Annotated in this window: 2 protein-coding genes; one reads left to right on the top strand and one right to left on the bottom strand. The window is 60.9% G+C overall.

Translation table 11 applies throughout. The features are described from left to right. Window positions 1–113 precede the first annotated feature (113 nt). Window positions 114–2036 carry an AfsR/SARP family transcriptional regulator gene (locus AC1RJY_RS23970; protein WP_498603713.1) on the bottom strand — a complete coding sequence of 641 codons (1923 nt, stop codon included), beginning with the start codon at window positions 2034–2036 and terminating at the stop codon, window positions 114–116. Between the two features lie 120 nt (window positions 2037–2156). On the opposite strand from AC1RJY_RS23970, the gene AC1RJY_RS23965 reads away from it, so the two are divergent. Beyond that, complete coding sequence (locus tag AC1RJY_RS23965) at window positions 2157–3038, top strand: alpha/beta fold hydrolase (protein WP_210065673.1); 882 nt, start codon at window positions 2157–2159, stop codon at window positions 3036–3038. Window positions 3039–3349: the final 311 nt, after the last annotated feature.

Here is a 3349-nt window from a genome sequence, read left to right as displayed (position 1 = left end):
GGGAGAGTAGGACACCGCCGGACAACCATTCACGGGAAGCCCCGACCACCACGGTCGGGGCTCCCCGCATTTAACAACCAAAACCACAAACCCCCACACCTTCAAAACACCCATCAAACTGAGACATCCCCTGCCCCAAGCAGCCCCAGGTAGTGATCAACGCGGCCGAGATCCACTACGCCGCTTCCGGCTGCGCGTTCCCCCTTGGCCGGCTCCAGCGCAGCCAATGCCCTGCGCATCAGAGAAGGCTCACCCACTTCGCAGGCTGCCTGAGCCACGATGCACCAGGTCGCCTCGAGCAAGAGATCATGTGGGGGATCCGGAAGGCGCCGAAGAGCTTCGGCCGCTTGGCCACGTGCTCCTGCCCTCACCAGCAAGAGGGGCCGAACCCAGCGTTCATATGGGCCAAAGTCACCGTCGCTCAGCTGAGCGCTACCCAGTTCAATACTGTTCAGTTCAGCACCACCCAGTTCAGTCTCCTGGCGCAATTCGAGGCCGAGGGTGGCCAACGCCGCGATTCCGTCAGCGAAGCCAGGCATTTCTGTCGGTAGGGGAGGCGGCAGGTTGCTGGTAAGGAAAGTCCACCGGAACCAGTGGGTGAACACGCTGGCCAATGGTCTCTGGTGCCTTAAGGCCAGCTGGTCTACTGCATCCGCTTCGGTACTGGCCGAGTTGATGTCATTCATGGCACACAACGCCTGCATACGAATCAGCCGCCCGTTGATCTCAAAGGTGGGAGAATCGGCGTCGAACGCTGCTGCAATCAGCTGTTGGCCGATATCGGCGCGTTGGGCTGCAAGCCCGGCCGCGGCGAACGTTTGCATAAACCGGGCACTGAGGGCGAAGCAGAGCAGCTGAGCGTCTCCCAATCGTCTGGCAATTGACTCCGCTTCACAGGCCTCCTGGTGCCGATCGCCTGTTCCTCGGGACTCCATGGCTATGGTTGCCAGAAGGCGGGCACGGCTTCGGTCGCTGAGTCTCGGGTTGGCCGCAAGCGCATCCTCCGCGGCGGCTATCACGACGGCGGCCGCAGCCGGATCATCCGTGCGGGTCCAAATTCCAGGTACGTCGTAGCCCCCGATGATGCGGGCGGTGAGTTCAGGATCGTTAAGGTCTGCAGCAGCTTGAATGGCTGCAAGGCGTTGGGTGCGGACTGTTTGAAGGTTGCCGGCGACGGCCAAGCTGCCCAACACGGCATTCGAGGCTTCCAACTGAACTCGCGTGCCGCCCCGTGAGTAGGCGGTGGCTGTCATAGCCAGGCTTTGGGTTTTTGAGCGGTACAACTCCGAATCCCCGCGAAGAATCCGACGCTCCAAGTCAACCAGTCCAGGGCTGGGGTCCAGCCCGAGTTCGTTGACAAGCTGGCTGCGTGCCCTCCGAAGGGCGGCCAGCGCATCACCTTGGCGTCGGTTCCCATACAAGGCCAGCGCCAGCAAGCGCCACCCTTCTTCGCGCCAGGGATTCCCCTCCACGTGTGCTTCGAGCATGGAGACTGCGTCCGCTGGCCGGCCGCAGTCCAGCCGCGCTTCTGCGCAATGTTCGACGGCGGTCTTACGCAACTCCGTAAGTCGCTTCACCTCAGAAATGGCCCACGGCCGTTCGGCAAATTCTTCAAAGGCCGCGCCATGCCAGTCCGAGAGGGCTGTGGACAACAGGGAATCCACCTCCTCAGGAGATGCTCCTACTGCCGCGGCCACCACAGATTCGAAGCCCCAAGCGTCCACAGCCTCGGTATTGAGCCGTAGCGCATATCCGTCACCGACGGTGAGGAGGACGCTTGGCGGGGTCCGGGGAGGCCTGTGCGGTTCAAGGATACGGCGAAGCTCGCCGACGAAGGTCCTGACAGCTCCCACGGCTCCTTCTGCCGGGCTGCCATCCCACAGCTCTTCAATCAGCGATGCCGTGGAGATAGCCCGGCCCCGCTGTGCCACGAGAATCCCAATGATTTCCCTATGCCTTCGTTTGGTGAGTTCCCGCGACACTCCGTCAGCGATCACCGAGATGGGGCCGAGGACTCGGATCTGGAGGTTGCTCACAGGTCAATCGTATTCAGGGGGTGCGACACCCTTGATTGATAGCCGGGCCGAAGAGCGCCGGCTGATTGAGGGCTGATTCGGTAGCGGGAGAGTGGACTAACCACCAACGAATGGAGACCCATGGCTTTGACCTTGTTGACCGACGCCACCTATCACCGCGTCCCGGTAGCACCCGATGTGCACTTGAACGTAGCGGTCGCAGGGAGCGGACCCGCCGTCGTACTTTTGCATGGTTTTCCGCAGACGCATCTGATGTGGAGGCACGTCGCCGTTGATCTGGCGAAGGATCACACCGTCATTTGCCCTGACCTCCGCGGCTACGGAGCGAGTGACAAACCCGCGGAAGAAGACGGGGGGACGTACTCAAAACGGACCATGGCTGCCGATGTCGTGATGGCTGCCCGATTCTTTGGTCATGACCGGTTCGCCTTGGCCGGCCATGACAGGGGTGCCCTTGTGGCTCTGCGGGCTGGCTTGGATCATCCCAAAACCGTGACGCACCTTCTCGCCTTGGATGTGCTCCCGACGTTGGATATGTGGGAGATCCTCCGCGGGGCGGACGCCAAAGTGGCTTGGCATCTATACCTGATGGCCCAATCGCCCGGGATTCCGGAGCCCATGATCGAAGCGACGGCTGATTCGTTCTTCGCCTCCTTCCTGGACGGATGGATCAATAATCCGGAGTCCATTACTGCGGAGTATCGGAACGAGTACCTGCGGGCATCGCGTGAAGCAGTGTGGTCGATCGTCGCGGACTACCGGGCTTCTGCAGGAATCGACATCTCGCATGATCGCGCGGATAGGAACGCCGGACGCACCCTGGACATGCCGGTCACTGTGATGCAGCAGGATTGGGGTGCGGCGCTGGGCTACGACGCCGCTTCACTTTGGGGCGCGTGGGCGCCGGCCCTCAAACACATGACGCTGAACACAGGTCACTTCATGGCTGAGGAGAATCCTATGGCAGTGATTACGGCGATGCGGGAGCTGATGGACCGCTAAGAAGCAGGGTTCGACGGCGGTGTGGTGGGGGTTTTGGGGGTGGTTGGGGTGGGGTTGGGGGTGGATTTGCGTTGGGGGTGTGGGGCGTGTATTGTTTTCTGAGTCGCCGGGTGCGAAACGGAAAGCCGGAAGGTGTGTACGGTTCGGTAGGCGGCCAAAAAATAACTCTTCTTTTCCAATGGCCCTGTTGGGTGCGCTGCTTTGTGGTGTGCTGTGGGTGATGTTTTGGGGGGTCTGTTGTTTGAGAACTCAATAGTGTGCCAAGTTTGTTGATACCGATTGTTTTATCAATTGGTTGAATTTATGCCGGA

The sequence above is a fragment of the Arthrobacter sp. GW822-FHT05G07 genome, assembly GCF_058799755.1.
Note: the sequence above shows the minus strand (reverse complement) of the source record. Positions and strands in the feature narration are given on the sequence as shown.